Raw genomic sequence first — 19,569 nt, forward strand, 5'->3', positions numbered from 1 at the left:
CTAGGACGCCGCCCTCTCAAGGCGGTAGCGCGGGTTCGAATCCCGTCGGGGCTACCAGAAGAAATCCGTAGCAGTTCGTCTCGCTCAGCGAGACGAAGTGCTACGGACTTTCTGTTTCCAAGGGGTCGGGTGCGGCGAGTTCGGCGGCCAGACGCATCCGCACCGACATGAGGATCACGCCCAGTGCGTTGTCGCCGTCGACATCGATGTGCTCCGGGCACACACATGTTCCCCAGATCTGATCGTGCGCGGTGTTCCCGTTGACCAGGACGCTGCCCATGGTGGCCGCGAGCGCCACGCCGAGGTCGGCGTTGTGGGCGAACTTGGCGGCGACGATGATCTCCATCGCCTGATAGCGGTCGACGCCCCAGTCCTCGACGGCCTCGACGGACTCACCGAACGCGGTGGCGTCCTCGGCGGACTCGATGGACGCAATGTGGACGACGTCATCGGGGTGTGCGGCTCGTGCGGCTGCGAAAGCGTGCTCGCTGGACGAGAAGACGGTGCCCCGGAACGGGGTCGGTACGGGAGCGGCGCTCGCGAGGTAGGCGTACGCGCCGGTGAAGGAGCCGATGACGAGTGGCCGGGGATCGGTCATGACAGGGGAGGGGTCCTCACAGCCGGGCGACGCGAGTGCGTGCGTGTTCATCGTCGCACCGATCGCCGGTGTCGGTGCAACTCCCTACGATCCGCGCGCATCATCTGGCCGATCTGTACGACGACCCGGCCCGGGCGCTGATGTGGGACGTGCGCGCACTCGACGCCGCGGACGCGCTGACCGACGATTGGGCGCAGCACCACCACGCGAGCCTGCAGGTGGCCGGCTTCTACCCGTCGCTCCACCTGAACCTGGCCGACAACCTCCGGCGGCTCGGATCGTTCGACGCGGCGGCCGAGCATCTCGCCGCGGCACGGGAACGGGCGTCGGCACTGCCCGACGGCGACTACGGAGCGCTGATCCGCGGCGCGATCGACGGGGTGGGCGAGTCCGTCGACAGGCGGTCGACCGAGCGCCGCCCGTCGGCCCCCGGACCGGCGAGCTGACCGAGACACTCGGCCGGGGAAGGCCTCAGAGGTACTGAGCGGTGTTGCCGGCCAACGGCATCTCGGGGAGACCGAGCTTACGATGATCCCAGCTGCGGGTGCGTTCGGCGACGACGCGCACCGCGACCCGCTTGTTCATCATCGCGTCGACGAACGGCTTGACCTCCTCGGAGTACTCGCCGTTGTAGCGCTCCCACACACTGATCCCCACCCGCAGCAGGGTGTCGGGGTCGTCGACTATCTCGGCGCGGCCCTCGACCGCGACACCACGCAGGGTGTCGTAGGTGTCGCCCGCCTCGACCATCACCGACACCGTCGGGTCGCGGCGGATGTTGACCGCCTTCTGGGACTTGGCCTTGGTCTCGAACCAGATCTCGCCGTCGAGCAGGGCGTACCACATGGCCACGAGGTGCACCGAGCCCGACGCCGAGCGCGTCGCCAATGTCGCAGTGCGGCTGCGGGTGAGGAACGACTCGATCTCCTCGTCGCTCATCACGATCTGCGACCGTTGGTTGTTTCCCATGCGAGGGGCTCCTGTCAGTGGTGGTGATGCGAGGTGGATCAGGCGTGCAACAGGCGTTTGTGGATCGCGTCGGCCGCGGCGAGCAGGTCGGCCGCCCAGCGGGATCCGGGTCGGCGGCCCATGCGGTCGATCGGCCCGGAGACCGAGATCGCGGCGACGACGTCGCCGGCGGCGTCGCGGACCGGCGCGGAGACGCTCGCGACGCCGGCCTCCCGCTCGCCGGCACTCTGCGCCCAGCCGCGCCTGCGGATCTCCAGCAGCGTCCTCTCGCCGAACGCGCTGTCGGTCAGCAGGGTCCGCTGCGTCGCCGGATCGGCCCACGCCAGCAGGACCTTGGCCCCGGACCCGGCGGTCATCGGCAGGTAGGCGCCCACGGGCACCGTGTCGCGCAGGCCGGTGGGCGGTTCCATCGCCGCGACGCAGATGCGCTGGGTGCCCTCACGTCGATACAACTGCACCGATTCACCGGTGATCTCGCGCAGACGCGGCAGCACCATCATCGCGGCCTCGCGCACGGTGTCGGTCGCCTCCGCGGCGAGTTCGGCCAGGGCCGGGCCGGGGCACCACTGTCCGGCGGCGTTGCGCACCAGGAGGCGGTGCGTCTCGAGGCCCATCGCGAGCCGGTGGGCCGTCGCGCGGGGCAGGCCGGTCTTGACGCACAGTTCGTTGAGATTGCAGGGGCTCTCGGCGATCGACCGCAGCACCGCGACCGACTTGTCCAGTACACCGACCCCGCTGACGACCATGGGCGAACCCGTCCCACCGGTCGTCGTCGGTGCGCTAATATGTCTCACAGGTCGATACTAGACTCCCGAATATTGATATGCACGCGAATGTGGTGATGACGCAATGAGTACAGCGAAGACTTTGGCCGAGAAGGTCTGGGCCGAACATGTCGTCCAGTACGGCGAGGCCGATGCCAGTGGGCAGCACAATCCGGACCTCATCTACATCGACCTCCATCTCGTCCACGAGGTGACGTCGCCGCAGGCGTTCGAGGGGCTGCGGTTGGCCGGGCGGCCGGTCCGTCGGCCCGATCTCACCATCGCCACCGAGGACCACAACGTCCCCACCATCGACATCGACAAGCCGATCGCCGACGTGGTGTCGCGGACCCAGGTGGACACGTTGCGCAGCAACTGCGCCGAGTTCGGGATCCGACTGCACCCCATGGGAGACGTCGAGCAGGGCATCGTCCACATCATCGGTCCCCAGCTCGGGCTCACCCAGCCGGGCATGACGATCGTGTGCGGCGACAGCCATACCTCGACGCACGGTGCATTCGGTGCGCTGGCAATGGGAATCGGCACCTCGGAGGTCGAACACGTCCTCGCGACCCAGACCCTGTCGTTGCGCCCGTTCAAGACCATGGCGATCACCGTCGACGGTGAACTGCCCGTCGGCGTGACGAGCAAGGACCTGATCCTGGCGATCATCGCCGAGATCGGGACCGGCGGAGGCCAGGGATACGTCCTGGAATACCGCGGCCCGGCCATCGAGAAGCTGTCGATGGAGGCGCGAATGACCATCTGCAACATGTCGATCGAGGCGGGGGCCCGCGCGGGCATGATCGCGCCGGACCAGACGACCTATGACTACCTGCAGGGCCGGCCCAACGCGCCGACCGGTGACGACTGGGATCGCGCCGTCGAGCACTGGGAGAGCCTGCGCACCGATCCCGGGGCGGTGTACGACGAGGAGGTGCGCATCGACGCCACCACGTTGTCCCCCTTCGTCACCTGGGGGACCAACCCAGGGCAGGGCGCCCCGTTGAGCGCGACCGTCCCCGACCCCGCCGAGTTCGGGGACTCCTCGGCGGCGACGTCGGCCGAAAAAGCCCTCGCGTACATGGATCTGATCCCCGGCACCCCGCTGCGCGACATCTCCATCGACACCGTCTTCGTCGGCTCGTGCACCAACGGGCGGATCGAGGACCTGCGCTCGGTCGCCGAGATCCTGCGCGGTCGTACCGTCGCCGAAGGTATGCGGATGCTCATCGTCCCGGGCTCCATGCGGGTCCGCGCGCAGGCCGAGACCGAGGGCCTGGGCGAGATCTTCACCGCCGCAGGTGCGGAGTGGCGGCAGGCGGGTTGCTCGATGTGTCTGGGCATGAACCCCGACCAGCTGGCCCCGGGGGAGCGCTGCGCGTCGACTTCCAACCGCAATTTCGAGGGCCGTCAGGGCAAGGGCGGCCGGACCCACCTGGTCTCGCCGGAGGTGGCCGCCGCCACCGCGATTCGCGGGCGGCTCTCGGCCCCCGCCGATCTGAACGCCTGACCAGTTCCGCCACACGACCCGCGAGGAATCATGAAACCGTTCACCACCCACACCGGAATCGGCGTACCCCTGCGCCGCAGCAACGTCGACACCGACCAGATCATCCCGGCGGTGTACCTGAAGCGGGTCACCCGCACCGGATTTGAGGACGGTCTGTTCGCCGCCTGGCGCAACGACCCGGACTTCATCCTCAACAACGAGCCGTGGTCGCGGGGTTCGGTGCTCGTGGCCGGCCCCGATTTCGGCACCGGGTCCTCGCGCGAGCACGCCGTCTGGGCTCTCTCGGACTTCGGATTCCGGGTCGTCATCTCGTCCCGTTTCGCCGACATCTTCCGCGGAAACGCCGGAAAAGCGGGTCTGGTGGCGGCTCAGGTGGAGCAGTCCGACGTCGAACTGATCTGGAAAAGGCTCGAAGAAACGCCCGGGACGGAAATCACGGTCAGCCTTGAGGATCGAACCGTGTCGGTCGATGACCTGGTGGTGCGCTTCGGGATTGACGACTACACGAGGTGGCGTCTGATGGAGGGGCTCGACGACATCGGATTGACATTACGCCAGGTAGAGGCCATTTCTGAGTTCGAAAAGGTAAGGCCCGTATGGAAACCGGTAACCCTGTGAACCCCGCCTGAGGATCTCCTGAGGGCCGACACCGTATGTCCTTGGAGGACTACGTACATCGCGACACCGAAACTTTATCCACGTAGGACGTGGAACTTTTCGATTTTCACGTTTACCGTGTGCTGTAGCTGGCTCAACGTGGGCCACCAGCTTGCGGAGGTTGAACCCATGAATAAAGCAGAGCTCATCGAAGAGCTTACGAAGAAGTTGGACACCGACCGTCGCACGGCGACAGACGCTGTCGAGCACGTCGTCGACACAATCGTTCGCGCGGTGAACAAAGGTGAGAGCGTGACCATCACCGGTTTCGGCGTTTTCGAGAAGCGCAAGCGCGCCGCTCGGGTCGCGCGCAACCCGCGCACCGGTGAGACCGTGAAGGTCCGCCCGACGTCGGTTCCCGCGTTCCGTCCCGGCGCCCAGTTCAAGGCCGTCGTCGCGGGCAAGCAGAAGCTGAGCGCCTCCGGACCGGCGGTCAAGCGCGGCAGCGGAACTGCTGCCCCCACCAAGACCGCGGCCAAGAAGGCCCCGGCGAAGACCGCGGCCAAGAAGGCGGCACCGGCCAAGAAGGCGGCTCCGGCGAAGAAGGCCACCACCGCGGCGAAGAAGGTCGTACCGGCCAAGAAGGCCACCACCGCAGCCAAGAAGGCGACCACCGCGGTGAAGAAGGCGGCTCCGGCCAAGAAGGCCACCACCGCAGCCAAGAAGGCGACCACCGCGGTGAAGAAGGCGGCTCCGGCCAAGAAGGCCACTGCCGCAGTCAAGAAGGCGGCTCCCGCCAAGAAGACCGCAGCCAAGAAGGCTCCGGCCCGCAAGGCACGCGCTCGCTGATCGTCGTCAGACGATCGGCGTTATCGACCAGCTGACAACCCCCGACGGACTTCCCGCCGTCGGGGGTTGCCTGTGTCCGGGGTCTCTGCGCGTGGAGGTCAGTCGGAGTCGGCCCGGCGCAGTGGGCTGTCGATGTGGTCCACGGCGACGACATCGTCGCCGTCGAGGCTGAGCACCCACATGCTCGCCTTGCGGTTGCGGGTCCGCGGCATGGACGCCGGACCCGCTCCGATCCACGACGCCAGCAGACCGGGAATCACCTTGCCCTGGCTACAGATCACGTGCACATCGTCGGCGCGCGCGATCTCCCGGACGCGGGCCAGCGCGGACTCCGGGTCCTCCCGGTAGCTCTCCTCCGACAGCGCCGGCTCCACCCGGATCGGCGCCGTGAGTGCCACGGCGAGCGGTTCGAGGGTCTGCAGGCATCGGGTCCGGTCGGCGGCGTGCAGGTACCGACCGCCGAAGGCGACGAACTGTTCGACGAGACGCTCGGCCTGGGTCCATCCGAACGGCTCGAGCGGTCGGAGGCGATCGTCGCCCCGGTACCGTGCCGACCGACCGGCCTTGGCGTGGCGGACCACGAGCACGGTGTGGAGGTCGGCGGGCAGACGGGCGAACTCGGCCAACACCTTCCGGTCCGCTCGGTAGCTGAGCCGGGCGCGCGCGTCCGCGACCGAGCACCACTCGATCTCGTCGACCTCCTCGTTCACCACGAACTCACCGCCGGTGACCTGTGCCGACCAGTAGTGCACGTACTTGCGGCTCGATGAGCCGAGGTCGTAGTCGACCCGCCGGAGATGACGACCGAGGCGGACCGAATAGCCGGTCTCCTCGGCGATCTCACGGACGGCCGTCGCGACGAAGGTCTCGTCGTTCTCACACTTGCCCTTGGGCAGCGTCCAATCGTCGTATCGGGGTCGGTGGATCACCGCGACCTCGATCGTGGGCTGGTCACCGACGACCGGTCGCCAGACCACGCCGCCGGCCGCGTACACCGATTTCTTCTGTGACGTCATCGCGTTGGGTCGTCGCTATGCGGAGTTGTCGGCCCTGCTGCGGTGTCGGCGCATCATCTCGCGTTGATGATCGCGCACCTTTTCACCGGCCGCGGGGGACGCGGTCCAGCCGCCGTCGGCCTCGAGGACCCAGCAGCGCGTGGTGGGATCGAGTGCGGAGGCGAAGATCTCGCCCATCTCACGGGTCAGTCGCTGATCGCGGACCTGCGCCATCACCTCGATACGCCGGTCGAGGTTGCGGTGCATCATGTCGGCGCTGCCGATCCAGTACTCGTCGAGGGCCCCGAAGTGCAGGATCCGGGAGTGCTCGAGGAACTGGCCGAGGATCGACCGGACCGTGATGTTGTCACTGATCCCGGGGACGTTCGGCCGGAGCGCGCAGATGCCGCGCACGACGATCTCGACCGGCACGCCCGCCTGTGACGCGCGGTAGAGGGCGTCGATCACCTGCTCGTCGACGAGGGCGTTGGCCTTCAACTGGATTCGGGCGCGTTCGTCACCGGCGCGGTGGTGCTCGATCTCGGCGTTGATGCGCGCGATGATGCCCGCCCGGACACCGTGCGGTGCCACCAGCAGGTTGCGGTACTCGTGCTTGCGCGAGTACCCGGTCAACGTGTTGAACAGGTCGGTCAGGTCGGCGCCGATGTCGGGGGCCGCGGTGAGCAGGCCCACGTCCTCGTAGAGTCGCGCGGTCTTGGGATTGTAGTTACCGGTACCGATGTGGCAGTAGCGACGGATCGTCGACCCCTCGCGGCGAACGACGAGGCAGGTCTTGCAGTGGGTCTTGAGGCCGACGAGTCCGTAGACCACGTGTACCCCCGCCTGCTCGAGCTGCCGTGCCCACTTGATGTTCGCCTGCTCGTCGAAGCGGGCCTTGATCTCGACGAGGGCGACCACCTGCTTGCCCGCCTCGGCGGCGTCGATGAGCGCGTTGACGATCGGGGAGTCGCCGGAGGTGCGGTAGAGCGTCTGTTTGATGGCGAGGACCTGCGGATCCGACGCGGCCTGCTCGATGAACCGTTGCACGCTCGTGGAGAACGAATCGTAGGGGTGGTGCACCAGAACGTCGCCCTCGCGCAGCGTCGCGAAGACGCTCTTGGGGGTCTCGCGTTCGCCGAAGGCCGGATGTGTCGCCGGGACGAAGGGGCGGTCCTTGAGTGCGGGACGGTCGAGCGCGAACACCTGGAACAGACACGACAGGTCGAGGATCCCGGGGACCTCGATGACGTCGGCGGGGTTGACGTCGAGCTCGCGCAGCAGGAGTTCGAGCATGTGCTCGCTCATGTCGTCGGCGACCTCGAGTCGCACCGGCGATCCGAAGCGGCGTCGGGCGAGTTCGCGCTCGAGAGCCTGCAACAGGTCCTCGTCGCGGTCCTCCTCGACCTCGAAGTCGGCGTTGCGGGTGATCCGGAAGACGTGGTGCTCGACGATCTCCATCCCCGGGAACAGATGTCCGAGGTTGGCCGCGATGAGCGTTTCCATCGGCAGCAGGATCGTCGCCGCCGGGCCGTCGTCGTCGCCCTGCGAGCGACCGGACCGGGACATCAACTTGTCGACCTCGACGAAGCGACTCACGTTGTCGGGCACCTTGACACGCGCGAAGTGCTCGCCGCCCTCGGCGACATCTGACACGGTGACGGCGAGGTTGATGCTCAGTCCGCTGATGTAGGGGAAGGGGTGTGCCGGGTCGACCGCGAGCGGGGTCAGGACCGGGAACACCTCCTCGTGGAAGTACTCCGACATCCGAACCTGCTCGTCGTCGGCGAGCTGATCCCAGGACACGACGTGGATGTTGTTGTCCGCCAGTGCGGGTCGGACGGAGTCCATGAACACGCGGGCATGCCGCTCGGCGATCTGCTGTGTGCGTTTGGCGATCATCGACAGCTGTTCGCGGGGCGAGAGCCCGTCGGCCGAACGCACCGACAACCCGGTCTCGTCGCGTCGTTTCAGTCCGGCCACACGGACCATGAAGAACTCGTCGAGGTTCGAGGAGAAGATCGCGAGGAACTTGGCCCGGTCGAGCAGGGGGAGCGAGGTGTCCTCGGCGAGGGCCAGAACGCGGGAGTTGAAGTCGAGCCAACTCAGTTCACGGTTGAGGTAGCGGTCCTCGGGGAGGTCGGCGCCCGCGTCGGGGACGAGTGTCGCGGCGGGCGGCGCCACCGGCAGAGCCGGGGTCATGACCTCCGGCGGTCGTGTCGCGACGTCGCCGTCGGCGGATGCATCTACGGGTGAACTGTCCTGGGAAGCCACGCCACCATCATGACGCATGCGGCGTCGGCGTGGAGGCAAGGGAGCCGAGTCCGACCTCGGCGAGCACCTGTGCTGTGGCGCGACCGACGCCCAGGGTCATCGCCGCGGCGAGATCGTCGACCGTGTCGACGTCGGTGCGCAGATCCGGCCACGACTCGCCGCCCTCGGCGACGAGATCCACCGCGCCCGCATCGCGGTGCGCCTGCGCGGACCCGACGCCGAACCGGGGCATGACGTCGGTGGTGTCGCCGACGATGAGCATCGCGGTGCCCGACCCGGAGCGGTCGGTGACGATGGCCTGGCGGTGACCGTGCGCCCGTGCGATCGCGGCGCGCAGATGCTCTGCCCGCAGGGCGGGAAGATCGGCCTGCAGCACGACGATCCGTGCATCGAGTGACCCGATGGCGGCGTCGATACCCCGGGCCAGAGCCCGGTTGAGCGAACTCAGCGAACTCATCGCCGGATCCGCGACGCCCGCGGGCGCATCGGCGACGACCCGTGCGCCGTGCCGACGGGCGGCCGCGGAGACCTCGGGGTCCGGGGTGACCACGACGATGTCGTCGATTCCGGAGGCACGTGCAGCGGTGATCGTGTCGCTCATCATCGCCAGCACCAGGGCCCTGCGCGCAGCGGCAGGCACCACCGGGGACAGGCGGGTCTTGGCATCGGCGAGCCCCTTGACCGCCAGGACCGCCGCGATCGGCCGAGCCCCCGGCGCGGCCGAGGTCCCCTCAGGTGTCGCGTGCTCCATCACCCCACTATGCGACAGCGCGGGACCAGGCCGTCATCCGAGGTGTGTCACCACCGGATCTGCAGTCGGTCGTGCAGCGCGGGCGGGGCACTAGTGTGGTGGCGGGCCGGAGTCGACGGCCGTGGTCGAGGAGGTTTGTTCGTGCGCGCTGCCGTGATGGGTTCGGGATCCTGGGGAACGGCGATGGCCGCGGTACTGGTCGACGCGGGTACCGACACCGTCCTGTGGGCGCGGCGCCCCGAGCTGGCGCGCTCGATCGCCGACGACCACGTCAACCCCGACTATCTGCCGGGCATCACCCTTCCTGACTCCCTGCGCGCCGTGAGTTCGGCCGACGAGGCGCTCGACGGTGCCGACCTGGTCGTGTGCGCCGTGCCGTCGCAGTCGTTGCGCGCCAACCTCGCCGGGTGGTCCATCTCGCCGGACGCGACGCTGATGTCGTTGGCCAAGGGGGTGGAGAGCGACTCCCTGATGCGGATGAGCGAGGTGATCGCGCAGGTCACCGGCGCCGATCCGGACCGCATCGCGGTACTGTCCGGCCCCAATCTCGCGCGCGAGATCGCGCAGCGCCAACCCGCGGCGACCGTGGTGGCGTGCCCCGACGAGTCGCGCGCGGTGGACATCCAGAACGCCTGCAGCACATCGTATTTTCGCCCGTACACCAACACCGACGTGGTGGGCTGTGAGATCGGCGGGGCGGTCAAGAACGTGATCGCGCTGGCCTGCGGGATGGCATCGGGCGCCGGACTCGGCGAGAACACCCTGGCCTCGATCATCACCCGCGGACTGGCTGAGACCATCCGGCTCGGGGAGGCGCTCGGCGCCAAGCCGGAGACGTTCGCCGGTCTGGCCGGTGTCGGCGACCTGGTCGCCACGTGCTCCTCACCGCTCTCGCGCAACCGGTCGTTCGGGTCCCGCCTGGGCGAGGGACGCAGCCTGACCGAGGCCCAGGAGGCCACCAACGGTCAGGTGGCCGAAGGTGTGAAGTCGTGTTCGTCGGTGCGCGCGCTGGCGGCCGGCCACGGCGTGGAGATGCCACTGACCGACGCGGTGCACCGCGTCTGCCACGAGGGGCTCGGGGTGCGCGACGCGATCATCGCGCTGTTGAGCCGCAGCACCAAGCCGGAGTGACGCGCGGGCGTCGTCTCAGGAACCGAGATCGATCGGGGCGAGCGGCAGGACCTGCTCGATGATCTTCGAGACGTCGGAGATGGCGCCGTTGCCGGAGTTGTTCGGCAGCCACAGCGCCACGTACGGGCGGTGATCGACGGCGAACCAGAGCGCGCCCTTCTCGCCCTCCTTCGGCGCCCGCTGGAACCACTGCACCGGATCGACGGTCTGCAGGGCCGAGGTCGGCGCGAGGTCGTCGGGGCGGGGCACGCCGCAGCGCAGCTGGACCGGGCCGGGTGAATCGCCGCCCTTGGCCCACTGGATGAGTCCGTCGGACTCCGTGCGCTCACCGAAGTTCTCGAACTTCTGGGGCAGTGCGGCGATCAACCGGGCGCAGCCCTGCTCACCCGACTGCGGCGCAGCCGCGGACTGCAGCGGCAACGGGCCCGGTGAGCTGGTGTTCTTGGCGGCGGCGAAGACGATGAACAGGACGACGACCATCACCGGGATCGCGACGATGGTCGCGATCAGGGCCGGGCTGCGTCGCCCGGGTGCGGCGGGGGACCGGTCGGCGTCCGACGCGGCGGCATCGGTGTCGGGGGCGTCGGTGTCGGACGTGCCGGGGTCGTCTGCGTCATGGGTGCCGGATGCCACGGGTCAGACGGCCCGGACGTCGGTGACCACGGGACACGTGAGGGTCCGGGTGATGCCCACGACCCCTTGGATGCTGGGGACCACGGTCGCGGTGAGGTCGTGGGCGTCGTCGACGCTCACGCGCACGATGACGTCGTAGGGGCCGGAGACCTCTTCCGACGATGCGACGCCGGCGATCTCCGCGATGGCGGCGGCGGCCTGGGCGGCACGACCCACCTCGGTCTGGATCAGAATGTATGCCTGAACCACGGCCTTCCCCTTCCTCAGTAGGTCCCACCCGACACGCCGGTGAATAGACTGGCACACATTGTCACCGACGAACCGTCCGGTGCGCGAATCAACGAGACCGGAGGAACCGCGGTGGTGGGCGCCAACGATTCCGGCGGCGACGTGTCGCGACCACCCGACTCGCCGGGCTCGGGTCCCACCGTCGCCGACCTCGGTGAGCAGGGGCTCATCGGTCGGCTCACCGCGATGTCGTCGCGGGCCGCGGCCGATCTGCCCGCCGATTCCGACCGTCTGCTGATCGGTCCCGGTGACGACGCGGCCGTCATCGCGATGTCGTCGGATCTGATCGTCAGCACCGACACCCTGGTGCAGGACAGGCATTTTCGCCTCGAGTGGTCGGCGCCGGAGGCGATCGGTCGACGCGCGGCGATCCAGAGTGCAGCCGACATCGCCGCGATGGGTGGTCGGGTGTCGGCGCTGGTGGTCTCGATCGCCTGTCCGCCGACCACCCACGTTGACTGGGTTCTCGCCGTCAATCGCGGACTCAACGAGGCCGCGGTCGCCGTGGGCGCCCGGGTCGTGGGCGGTGATGTGGTGTCCGCGGATCAGATCGTGGTGACCGTCACGGTGTTCGGCTCAACCGACGGTCGCGCGGCGGTGCCGGTCTCGGGTGCACGGGTCGGAGACCGTCTCGCCGTGAGCGGACCGCTGGGTTCCTCGGCCGCCGGGCTCGCCCTGTTGGTGGCCGGTCGGGCGCAGTCGTACCCGGATCTCGTTGCCGCGCATCGCGTCCCGATCGTCGATCTCGCCGCCGGGGTGGTTGCCGCCGTACACGGCGCGCACGCGATGACCGATGTGTCCGACGGGCTCGGCGCCGAACTGGAGACGATGGCCCGAGCGTCGGGGGTGTCGCTGGACGTCGTCGCGGCGTCGATCCCGATGGCCGACGGACTCGTCGAGGCCGGCGCGGAGCTGGGCGTCGATCCGGCCGGGTGGGCGATCGGGGGAGGCGAAGATCACCAGTTGCTCGCCGCGTTCTCCGACACCCCGCCCGCCGGCTGGACGGTGATCGGTTCGGTTCTCGCCCGCGACGACGAGCGCCCCGTGCGCGTCGACGGTTCCGCGCCCGCCGTCCCCGGGTGGCAGAGCTTCTGAGGAGATCGCTGCCGCTAGATTGTCGGAATGGCTGTGTATGCGTTGGACGATCGCGTTCCCGAACTCGGCGAGGGGGCCTATGTGCACCCCGACGCGACGGTGATCGGGGCGGTGACCCTCGCCGCCGGTGTCTCGGTGTGGCCGGGTGCGGTGCTCCGCGGTGATTACGGGACCATCACCATCGGCGCGATGACGAACATCCAGGACGGCACCGTCATCCACTGCACACCCATCCACCCCACGACGATCGGCGCGAACTGCGTCGTCGGCCACAACGCGCACGTCGAGGGCGCGACGGTCGGGGACAACTGCCTCATCGCGTCCGGATCGGTGGTGCTCAACGGTTCCACGATCGGCGACGGCGCGGTCGTCGGAGCAGGTGCGGTGGTGCCGTTCGACTTCGCCGTGCCCGCCCGCGCGATGGCCCTCGGTGTGCCCGCCAAGATACGTGCGGGTCACGAGGTCGCCGAGGGACACGTCGACCTCAACGTCGAGATGTACTTCCAGAACGCCCAGTACTACCGCGACCACCTGCGGCGGGTCGACTGATGGCCGCCGACGGACCCCGTCCGCTGACCGACCTCATCGACCCGGGGTGGGCGGCCGCGCTCGAACCGGTGGCCGACACGATCGCGTCGATGGGGACCTTCCTCAGGGAGGAGATCGCCGCCGGTCGGCGATACCTGCCCGCCGGGGAGAACGTGCTGCGGGCCTTCACCACCCCGATGGACCGGGTGCGGGTCCTCATCGTCGGACAGGACCCCTATCCGACGCCCGGGCACGCCGTCGGGCTCAGCTTCTCCGTCGCGCCCGACGTCCGGCCGGTGCCGCGTTCGTTGGGCAACATCTTCACCGAGTACGTCGACGACCTCGGGCTGCCCCGGCCGACCAGCGGTGACCTGTCCCCGTGGAGCGACGGTGGCGTGCTGCTGCTGAACCGCGTTCTCACCGTCGCCCCGGGCGCACCCGCATCGCATCGCGGGAAGGGCTGGGAGGACGTCACCGAGTGTGCGATCAAGGCGTTGGTGGCCCGAGACGCCCCGCTGGTCGCGATCCTGTGGGGCAAGGACGCCGGGTCGCTGCAGCAGTGGATGCCCGAGATCCCGACCATCACCTCGGCACACCCGTCGCCGATGTCGGCGAGCCGGGGCTTCTTCGGGTCCAAGCCGTTCAGCCGCGCGAACGCGGCGCTGGAGGAACTCGGTGCCGACCCGATCGACTGGACCCTGCCCTGAGGCGAGCCCACAGGCATCAGGCGTCGTTGGCGGCGCTGAAGTCGGCCGGGCGCTTGGCCACGAAGGCGTCGACGCCCTCGATGCCGACGGGAAGCCCGGCCAGTCGTGAGATCGACGCCGCCTCGGCGGCCATCTGGTCGGTCAGCGTCGCCCCGTCACTCGCCATCAGCAGTTCTCGGGTGGCACGGAGTGACTGTCGTGGGCCGGCCGCGATCGCCGTGGCCGCGGCGGTGGCGGCGCCCACGACATCGTCGTCGGAGTCGACGAGCTGCGCCACCAGTCCGATCTCGAGCGCCTCGGCCGCGGTGACCACCTTGTTGGTGAGGATGATGTGGCGGGCCCGGGCCGCACCGACCAACCGGGGCAGTGCCCACGTCATACCGCCGTCGGGGGAGAACCCGATGGCCGAGTACGCCGCGCGCAGGGATGTGCCGGGCCCTCCGATGGCGACGTCGGCGTGGCAGACGATGCTCATGCCCGCGCCGGCCGCCCAGCCGCGTACAGCCGCCACGACGGGCACGTCGGCCTCGGCGAGGGCTGCGATGAACGCGTGGAACCGTTCGGCGAGGTCCGCGACGAACGCGGGCCGGTCAGGTGCCGATGCGAACGCCCGCACGTCGCCGCCGGCACAGAAGTTCGCACCCGGCCCGACCAACAGCACGGCGCCCACCGAGTGCTCGCCCGCAGCCACCGCGCGCAGCATCTCGGTGCCCTCGATCAGTGCGTCGGGCGCCAGCGAGTTACCACCGCGCTCGGTGGAGATGCGAATAGAAAGAACACCGTCGACGATGTCGACGGTGTTCAGGTCTGCCAGTGAGGTCATCACTGCAGACTATGTGACGCGAACCACTCAGCCGCGGACGACCTTGCCCGCCTTCAGGCAGGACGTGCAGACGTTGATGCGCTTGCGGTTGCCGGGGGCGACCTGGGCGCGGACGGTCTGGATGTTGGGATTCCACCGGCGGTTGGTGCGTCGGTGCGAGTGCGAGACCGACTTACCGAAGCCGGGTCCCTTGGCGCAAACGTCACAGACGGCAGCCATCGTCGAACTCCTCATGTTGGAAACAGTTTGGTGGTTGTCTCTGCTGCGGCCGCCGACTCTCTCGGACACCGCTCACGACAACCCTGCAAGGATAGCGGCATGAACGCTGACGGGCCAAATACGCCCGGACCCGGTACCCGGCAGGCGCCGATGGATCCCGGGCTGCTGCGCGACTGGAGCCAGGAGTGTGTGCGGGGCCTGACCGCGGTCCGCGGCGAGATCAACGACCTGAACGTCTTCCCGATCCCGGACTCCGACACCGGCAGCAACATGCTGCACACGATGACCGCCGCGGCGACCGCCTGCGCCGACACCGCCCCCGACGCCACCCTGACCGAGGTCATCCGCGCCGCGGCCGACGGCGCGACCGGTCAGGCCCGCGGCAACTCCGGGATCATCCTGTCGCAGGTCCTCGTCGGTCTCGCCGACGCGGCCGACATCAACGCGGTCGACGGCGCGGTGCCGTTCAACCGGCTGTGGGCGTCGGGCCTGGGCCTCGCCGCCCTCGCCGCGACCCGGGCGGTCAGCGAGCCCCGCGACGGCACGGTGCTGACCCTGCTGCGGCAGGCGGCGGCCACCGCGGCCGACCTGATCGACGCATCGCCCGGTGACCTCGCGCGTGCGGTCGCCGACGGATGCGCCGACGACCTCGAGCGCACCACCGAGCAGCTGCCCGAACTCGCCCGTGCGGGTGTCGTCGACGCGGGCGGCCGCGGATTCCTGGTGCTCGTCGACTCGATGGTCAAGGTGCTCACCGGCGTCTCGGCGCGCCGTCGGCGGTATCAGGGTGCGCTGGCCGGCGGCGGCGACCCGATCGGGCACCCCGCGGCGGGCGAGGCCTGTGACGCGAACTCGTCGGAGATGGACTTCGAGGTCATGTACACCATCGAAGGTGCTGTCGCCGAACAGATCCCGGTGCTCCGGGCCCGTCTCGACGGACTCGGTGATGCTGTCGTCATCGTCGGGGACAGCTCGAACACCGCCGGCGAGCGGTTCTCGGTCCACGTGCACACCTGCGAACCCGGTGATGCCGTCGAGGCCGGCATCGAGGTCGGCCGCGTCAGCGCGATCCGGATCACCTGCTTCGTGCTCGATGCCCACCGCGCGTCGCACGATCCCGACGATCGCCCCGCCGCCCGCGCCCGCGGGGTCGTCGCCGTGGTCGACGGCGACGGTGCGGCGGAGTTGTTCGAGCAGGAGGGAGCGAGCGTCGTCCGCTCCGACGACGGACTCGACGCGGCCGCTCTCGCCCAGGCGATCCTGGCCGTGGACGCCGCACACGTGGTCGTGATGGCCAACGGCGCGTTGCCCGCCCAGGATCTGGTCACCGTCGCGGCCGATGCGCGGTCGAGGCATCGGACGGTGGTCTTCCTGCCGACGCTGTCGATGGTGCAGTGCCTCTCGGCGATGGCGGTGCACGACATCGCCGCCGCCCCCGACGCCGACGCCTACGCGATGGCCGAGGCGGCCGCGTCGACGCGCCGCGGATCGGTGGTCACGGCGAGCGAACCGGCGCTGACCCTCGCCGGCGCCTGCGACACCGGCGACCTGTTGGGGATGATCGGGGTGGACGTGTTGGTGATCGGGCCCGGGCAGTCGGAGGCGGCGACCGCGCTGGTGGACCTGATGCTCAGCACCGGTGGTGAACTCGTCACCGTGCTCGCCGGCGCGGACATCGCCGACGGGGTGCTCGAACGACTCGAACGTCATGTGTCCGCAGCCCATCCGGGGGTGGAGTTCGTCGCGTACCAGTCGGGACAGGCCGACGAGGTGCTGCAGGTGGGTGTCGAGTGACGGAGGCCGGCTGATGGCGACACAGGCGGATTCGCTCGCCGGGGTGGTCGGGGAGAAGACCGCGACGATCCTGGGCGAGGAGATCGGGGTGCACACCGTCGGTGAGCTGCTCCGGTACTTCCCGATGCGGTACGTACGCCAGGGGCAGCTGTCGTCGACGCGACGTCCGGAGAACGGCGAGTGGGTGACCCTGGTCGCGCGGGTGGAGAAGGCCGATCTGCGCCCGATGCGGAACAGGCGTGGGAAGTTGTTGTCGGTCAAGGCGACCGACGGGACGGTCTCGTTCGGTGTCACGTTTTTCAACCCGTACGCCATCGCACGCGCCCTGCGACCCGGCGTGCGGTTCATGGTCGCCGGGACGGTGTCGTACTACCGGGACCAGATGCAGCTGACCCACCCGAACTGGATGGTGCTGCCGGACGAGGGCGCCGACATCGAGACCGTCGGCTCGTCGATGATGCTGTCGATGGCGGGCGGGGACACCGCGGGTTCGAGCGCCGGTGAACCGGACGCCGGGGGAGCCGACTCGTCGGATCTCGCGGACTTCCACCGACCGTTCCTCCCGGTCTATCCCGCAACCAAAGCCCTACAGACGTGGGACATCTGGCGCGCGGTCCGCAAGGCCCTCGACGTGGTCGAGCGCATCGACGACCCGCTGTCCGACACCGACCGGGACGCACGCGGGCTCATCGGCTCCGACGAGTCACTGCGGGCGATCCACCTGCCCGAGACGGCCGAGGACATCGAGGCGGCGAGCGAGCGTCTGAAGTTCGACGAGGCCCTTGCACTGCAACTGAGCCTGGCGCAGCGTCGATTCGCCGATCTGGGACATCGGGGCCCGGCCGCGGTGCACGTCGACGGCGGACTCGAGGACGCGCTGCTCGGACGGCTCCCGTTCGAACTGACCGACGGCCAGCACACCGTCATCGACGAGATCTGCACCCAGCTCGGCTCGGGCGAGCCGATGAGCAGGTTGCTGCAGGGCGAGGTGGGCTCGGGCAAGACGCTGGTGGCGCTCATCGCCATGCTGCGGATGATCGACAACGACTACCAGTGCGTCCTGTTGGCGCCCACCGAGGTGCTCGCGGCACAGCACCACCGAAGCCTGTCGCGGATGCTGGGCGGCCTGGCGCAGGCCGGGGAACTCGGGGCCGAGGAGTCCGCGACGCGCATCGCCCTGCTGACCGGCTCGATGAAGACCGCCGGCAAACGAGCCGCGCTCCTCGAGGCGGTCACGGGCACCGCAGGCATCGTGATCGGCACGCACGCTCTGCTCGAGGATCACGTCGATTTCTTCAACCTGGGTCTTATCGTCGTCGACGAGCAGCACCGTTTCGGTGTCGAACAGCGGGACACGCTGCGTTCCCGTGGTCGAGACGATCTGATCCCGCACATGCTGGTGATGACCGCGACGCCCATCCCGCGGACCATCGCGATGACGGTCTACGGCGACCTGGAGACCTCCACGCTGCGCGAGCTGCCCGCCGGCCGGCAACCGATCACCACCAACGTCGTGCCCACCCAGCTGGAGAAGTGGGAGAACCGGTTGTGGCAGGTCGTCGATGAGGAGGTCGGGCTCGGCCGTCAGGTCTACGTGGTGTGTTCGCGCATCGGTGACGACGGCACCGCCGCCGGCGCCAAGTCCGAGGAGCGCGCCGCCGAACAACAGGGACCGCAGACCACCTCGGTGGTGGAGATGTTCGACCAGATCGTCAGCGGGCCCCTCGGCCGGCACCGGGTGGAGCTGTTGCACGGCCGGATGTCCGGCGACGACAAGACCGCCACCATGGACGCGTTCACGCGCGGCGAGATCGACATCCTCGTCTCGACGACGGTCATCGAGGTCGGCGTTGACGTCGCCAACGCCAACGCCATGGTCATCGTCGACGCCGAACGGTTCGGCGTGAGCCAACTCCACCAGTTGCGCGGTCGGGTCGGCCGTGGCGGGCTGCCGGGTCGGTGCTTCCTGCGCACCGCGGTGTCACCGACCTCGTCGGCGATGGAACGGTTGCGGGCGGTCGAGGCGTCCAACGACGGATTCGAACTCGCACGGATCGATCTGATCCAACGACGGGAAGGAGACGTCCTCGGTGCGGTGCAGTCCGGCGTCAACTCCTCGCTGCGTTTCCTCTCCCTGCTCGACGACGCTGAGGTCATCGCCGACGCCCGGGAGTTGGCGGCCGAGGTCGTCGCCGGCGACCTCACCCTCCTCGACCACCGTCCGATGGCCGATCTGGTCGACGCGGTCCTCGGCCCGGGTCGGATCCGCTACCTGGAGAAGTCCTGACCCGTCCGGTGTGATCCGGTGAGGGCACGTCGAGCGCTGCCGGCCCGGACATGGGCGGCGCTCATCGCGTTCGCAGTCATCTGCGTCCTCGTCGCGGTACTCGCGCGGACCCCGACCACGCGACCACCGATCGACGTCGACGTGACCGGCGCGGTGGCGGCGCTGGCGCAGGTGCCGGTCCTGCCGCAGCGCGCGCGTCCCGGGGGGTACGACCGTGCCGCGTTCGGCTCGGCGTGGGCCGACTCGTCCGACGCCCAGGACGCGGGCAACGGGTGCGACACCCGCAACGACGTCCTCGACCGCGACCTGCGCGACAAGACCTACGTGGCGGTCGCGTCGTGTCCCCGTGCGGTGCAGACCGGGGAGCTGCGCAGTCCCTACAGCGGCGAATGGATCGACTTCCGGCGCGGCCGCTCCAGCGGGTCAGCGATCCAGATCGACCACATCGTGCCGCTGGCCTACGCGTGGGACATGGGTGCGTCGCAGTGGGAGCCGGCCGTGCGGCTGCGGTTCGCCAACGACCCCGCCAACCTCGTCGCCGTGGACGGCCCGTCGAATCAGGACAAGAGCGACAAGCCGCCGTCGGTGTGGATGCCGCGTCGGGCGGCGTTCGCCTGCCAGTACGCGGTGCAGTTCGTGCGGGTCGTCGCCACGTATCACCTCTCCGTCGACGCGCCGTCGGTACCGGTGCTGCGCCGGTCGCTGCGGCGGTGCTGATCTGTACGGCACACCCGTGCTGCCCTGCGACGGCGCGATG

The 19,569-nt window shown here is 69.2% G+C and carries 21 protein-coding genes; 11 read left to right on the plus strand and 10 right to left on the minus strand.

The window, feature by feature from the left end; genetic code table 11:
- Positions 1-100: 100 nt before the first annotated feature.
- Positions 101-598, minus strand: a complete 498-nt coding sequence (locus JHC79_RS04145) for an NADAR family protein (protein WP_296388646.1) — start codon at positions 596-598, stop codon at positions 101-103.
- 68 nt (positions 599-666) lie between these two features.
- Between JHC79_RS04145 and JHC79_RS04150 the strand changes: the two genes are divergently transcribed.
- Positions 667-1,044: a hypothetical protein gene (locus JHC79_RS04150; RefSeq protein ID WP_296388647.1), complete on the plus strand. Its 378-nt coding sequence runs from the start codon at positions 667-669 to the stop codon at positions 1,042-1,044.
- Positions 1,045-1,069: 25 nt separating this feature from the next.
- Here the strand turns inward: JHC79_RS04150 and JHC79_RS04155 are convergent, their stop codons facing one another.
- The gene (locus tag JHC79_RS04155; RefSeq protein ID WP_296388649.1) at positions 1,070-1,567 is read right to left on the minus strand and encodes a PPOX class F420-dependent oxidoreductase; all 498 of its coding nucleotides are present in this window, start codon (positions 1,565-1,567) and stop codon (positions 1,070-1,072) included.
- A gap of 38 nt (positions 1,568-1,605) precedes the next feature.
- Positions 1,606-2,313: an IclR family transcriptional regulator gene (locus tag JHC79_RS04160; RefSeq protein ID WP_296388651.1), complete on the minus strand. Its 708-nt coding sequence runs from the start codon at positions 2,311-2,313 to the stop codon at positions 1,606-1,608.
- Positions 2,314-2,416: 103 nt separating this feature from the next.
- Between JHC79_RS04160 and leuC the strand changes: the two genes are divergently transcribed.
- The 3 genes from leuC to JHC79_RS04175 all read left to right on the plus strand — a co-directional run bounded on the left by leuC (position 2,417) and on the right by JHC79_RS04175 (position 5,290).
- Positions 2,417-3,844: a 3-isopropylmalate dehydratase large subunit gene (gene leuC, locus JHC79_RS04165; RefSeq protein WP_296388653.1), complete on the plus strand. Its 1,428-nt coding sequence runs from the start codon at positions 2,417-2,419 to the stop codon at positions 3,842-3,844.
- A 30-nt stretch (positions 3,845-3,874) separates the two neighbouring features.
- The gene (gene leuD, locus JHC79_RS04170; protein ID WP_296388655.1) at positions 3,875-4,462 is read left to right on the plus strand and encodes a 3-isopropylmalate dehydratase small subunit; all 588 of its coding nucleotides are present in this window, start codon (positions 3,875-3,877) and stop codon (positions 4,460-4,462) included.
- Between the two features lie 168 nt (positions 4,463-4,630).
- Positions 4,631-5,290: an HU family DNA-binding protein gene (locus JHC79_RS04175; protein WP_296388657.1), complete on the plus strand. Its 660-nt coding sequence runs from the start codon at positions 4,631-4,633 to the stop codon at positions 5,288-5,290.
- Between the two features lie 98 nt (positions 5,291-5,388).
- On the opposite strand, the gene JHC79_RS04180 is transcribed toward JHC79_RS04175, so the two are convergent.
- From JHC79_RS04180 to cofC, 3 genes are all read right to left on the minus strand, one after another.
- Positions 5,389-6,306 (minus strand): NUDIX hydrolase, encoded by a 918-nt coding sequence (locus JHC79_RS04180; protein WP_296388658.1) that lies wholly within the window; start codon positions 6,304-6,306, stop codon positions 5,389-5,391.
- A gap of 15 nt (positions 6,307-6,321) precedes the next feature.
- Positions 6,322-8,484 carry an RNA degradosome polyphosphate kinase gene (locus JHC79_RS04185; RefSeq protein ID WP_296388779.1) on the minus strand — a complete coding sequence of 721 codons (2,163 nt, stop codon included), beginning with the start codon at positions 8,482-8,484 and terminating at the stop codon, positions 6,322-6,324.
- A 79-nt stretch (positions 8,485-8,563) separates the two neighbouring features.
- Complete coding sequence (cofC, locus tag JHC79_RS04190; protein ID WP_296388660.1) at positions 8,564-9,307, minus strand: 2-phospho-L-lactate guanylyltransferase; 744 nt, start codon at positions 9,305-9,307, stop codon at positions 8,564-8,566.
- Positions 9,308-9,463: 156 nt separating this feature from the next.
- Here cofC and JHC79_RS04195 point away from each other — a divergent pair, with 156 nt between their 5' ends.
- Entirely contained in the window at positions 9,464-10,438 is a 975-nt protein-coding gene (locus tag JHC79_RS04195; RefSeq protein ID WP_296388781.1) for an NAD(P)H-dependent glycerol-3-phosphate dehydrogenase, read from the plus strand.
- A 15-nt stretch (positions 10,439-10,453) separates the two neighbouring features.
- Here JHC79_RS04195 and JHC79_RS04200 read toward each other — a convergent pair whose 3' ends face one another.
- On the minus strand, positions 10,454-11,071 hold the full coding sequence (locus JHC79_RS04200) for a DUF3515 domain-containing protein (protein ID WP_296388663.1): 618 nt from the start codon (positions 11,069-11,071) through the stop codon (positions 10,454-10,456).
- Between the two features lie 3 nt (positions 11,072-11,074).
- Positions 11,075-11,320 carry an Lrp/AsnC ligand binding domain-containing protein gene (locus tag JHC79_RS04205; protein WP_296388665.1) on the minus strand — a complete coding sequence of 82 codons (246 nt, stop codon included), beginning with the start codon at positions 11,318-11,320 and terminating at the stop codon, positions 11,075-11,077.
- A gap of 111 nt (positions 11,321-11,431) precedes the next feature.
- Here JHC79_RS04205 and JHC79_RS04210 point away from each other — a divergent pair, with 111 nt between their 5' ends.
- The 3 genes from JHC79_RS04210 to JHC79_RS04220 are packed head-to-tail and all read left to right on the plus strand — an operon-like array spanning position 11,432 to position 13,689.
- The gene (locus tag JHC79_RS04210) at positions 11,432-12,454 is read left to right on the plus strand and encodes a thiamine-phosphate kinase (RefSeq protein WP_296388666.1); all 1,023 of its coding nucleotides are present in this window, start codon (positions 11,432-11,434) and stop codon (positions 12,452-12,454) included.
- A gap of 27 nt (positions 12,455-12,481) precedes the next feature.
- Entirely contained in the window at positions 12,482-13,003 is a 522-nt protein-coding gene (locus tag JHC79_RS04215) for a gamma carbonic anhydrase family protein (protein WP_296388668.1), read from the plus strand.
- Positions 13,003-13,689 carry a uracil-DNA glycosylase gene (locus JHC79_RS04220; protein ID WP_296388669.1) on the plus strand — a complete coding sequence of 229 codons (687 nt, stop codon included), beginning with the start codon at positions 13,003-13,005 and terminating at the stop codon, positions 13,687-13,689. The genes JHC79_RS04215 and JHC79_RS04220 overlap by 1 nt, the downstream gene beginning before the upstream one ends.
- A gap of 16 nt (positions 13,690-13,705) precedes the next feature.
- On the opposite strand, the gene JHC79_RS04225 is transcribed toward JHC79_RS04220, so the two are convergent.
- Together JHC79_RS04225 and rpmB are read right to left on the minus strand one after the other, a co-directional pair.
- Entirely contained in the window at positions 13,706-14,512 is an 807-nt protein-coding gene (locus JHC79_RS04225) for an enoyl-CoA hydratase-related protein (RefSeq protein WP_296388671.1), read from the minus strand.
- A 27-nt stretch (positions 14,513-14,539) separates the two neighbouring features.
- Positions 14,540-14,731, minus strand: a complete 192-nt coding sequence (gene rpmB, locus JHC79_RS04230) for a 50S ribosomal protein L28 (RefSeq protein WP_188489972.1) — start codon at positions 14,729-14,731, stop codon at positions 14,540-14,542.
- Positions 14,732-14,830: 99 nt separating this feature from the next.
- On the opposite strand from rpmB, the gene JHC79_RS04235 reads away from it, so the two are divergent.
- Genes JHC79_RS04235 through JHC79_RS04245 form a run of 3 tightly spaced genes read left to right on the plus strand, consistent with a single transcriptional unit; the run spans position 14,831 to position 19,529 of the window.
- On the plus strand, positions 14,831-16,525 hold the full coding sequence (locus JHC79_RS04235; protein WP_296388674.1) for a DAK2 domain-containing protein: 1,695 nt from the start codon (positions 14,831-14,833) through the stop codon (positions 16,523-16,525).
- A gap of 13 nt (positions 16,526-16,538) precedes the next feature.
- A complete protein-coding gene (recG, locus tag JHC79_RS04240; RefSeq protein ID WP_296388676.1) occupies positions 16,539-18,812 on the plus strand; it encodes an ATP-dependent DNA helicase RecG in 2,274 nt (757 codons plus the stop codon).
- 18 nt (positions 18,813-18,830) lie between these two features.
- A complete protein-coding gene (locus JHC79_RS04245) occupies positions 18,831-19,529 on the plus strand; it encodes an HNH endonuclease family protein (protein ID WP_296388678.1) in 699 nt (232 codons plus the stop codon).
- Positions 19,530-19,569 lie beyond the last annotated feature (40 nt).

This window comes from Williamsia sp. (assembly GCF_016462415.1).
Taxonomy (GTDB): domain Bacteria; phylum Actinomycetota; class Actinomycetes; order Mycobacteriales; family Mycobacteriaceae; genus Williamsia_A.